Raw genomic sequence first — 1,353 nt, 5'->3', positions numbered from 1 at the left:
CAGCGCCTCGTACAGCTCGATCTTGTCGGGGTTCACCGCGATCACCAGGTGCCGGGTATCGAAGTACTCGGTGCAGTACTGGTGCATGAACTTCATCAGCGGGAACAGGATCGCGCCGCCGGTCTTGCGGAAGGCCGGCGCCACCGCCAGGGCCGAGATCTCGGCGATCTTGCCGCCCTTGGCCCGCACGCCCTCGAGGTCGAAGACGGACTGCAGCGGGAAGCCGAACACGCCCTCGCGCACCATCGAGATGGTGCCCACCACCACGCCGTCGTACTTGGCGCACAGCGTCGTCGTGGTCGGGAGGGCGTGATAGACCGTCACGCGCAGGCCGCTCGGGTCGGGTTTCATGAAGCCGCTGCCGACGTAGGCGTCGTGCAGGATGCGGAAGCAGGCATCGAGTTCCTCCTGCGTGTCCGCCACCTTGAGCTCCAGGCGCTCCGAGGGCGACGGGTCGCAATCCACCATGCGGCGGTAGATCGCGAAGCGCATCGGCTTCGGCAGCGAGGAGAAGATCCGCCGCAGCCCCTGGTGGAACCGCTTGCGAAGACTGGATCGTCGAATCTGGCTCATGACCGTCCCCTCCCCGGGTGCGGTGTCTCCGCCGCCTCTCGGCCCGCGCGGGCGTCCGACCTCGTGGTCGACCGCCTCAGCGGATCGCGGCCTGCAGCTTTCGCACCTCGGCTTGTTGCTCGAAATTCGGTCCCAGGTCCGCCAGGCGCTTGAGTTCCGCCTCGGCATCGCCCTTGTTGCCGCCGGCCACGTACAGCTGCGCCAGGCGCAGGCGGTACGCGGGCACCGACGGCGCCTGCTTCACGGCTTCCTTCTGCACCTCGACGGCCTTGGCGTTCTGGCCCTTGGCGGCGAGGGCCTCCGCCAGCGTGTCCATGTAAGGCGGCACGTTGGGGCGGAGCTTGTTCGCTTGCTCGGCAAATTTCAAGCCCTCGTCCGCCTTGCCGGCCCGCAGGCGCAGCCAGGCGATGTTGTTGGCCGCCGCCGCGTTCATCGGATTGGCGGCCAGCACCGCCTGATAGCGCTGCTCCGCCTCGGGATAGCGGCCGCTGTTGAGCGCCACGTCGCCCAGGTGGTACTGGAACAGCTCGTCGGTCTTGTACTTGGCCAGATAGGCGGCGGCGTAACGCTCGGCCTCGTCCTTGCGGCCGGACTCGATCAGCGTGCTGTGCAGCACGATCGCCAGCTCGGTGTTGGCGGTGGTGGCGCCGGCCTCGGCGGCCAGCTGGTCGGCCTTGCGGTAGGCGGTCACCGCGGCGGGGAAGTCGCGCCGGCTGCGCGCCACGTCGCCCTCGAGCTTCCAGCCCAGGCCGAACTTGGGCTGCGCCTGCTGCAGGCCCT

2 protein-coding genes are annotated in these 1,353 nt (G+C 68.8%); both read right to left on the bottom strand.

Annotated features, from left to right (window positions below; genetic code table 11):
• The coding region (locus FUT87_RS20260; protein ID WP_147242192.1) for a GNAT family N-acetyltransferase at positions 1 to 573 on the bottom strand (573 nt) is incomplete at its 3' end.
• A 76-nt stretch (positions 574 to 649) separates the two neighbouring features.
• On the bottom strand, positions 650 to 1,353 hold a 704-nt coding region (locus FUT87_RS20255; RefSeq protein WP_147242191.1), incomplete at its 5' end, for a tetratricopeptide repeat protein.

This window comes from Mitsuaria sp. TWR114 (assembly GCF_007997345.1).
Note: the sequence above shows the minus strand (reverse complement) of the source record. Positions and strands in the feature narration are given on the sequence as shown.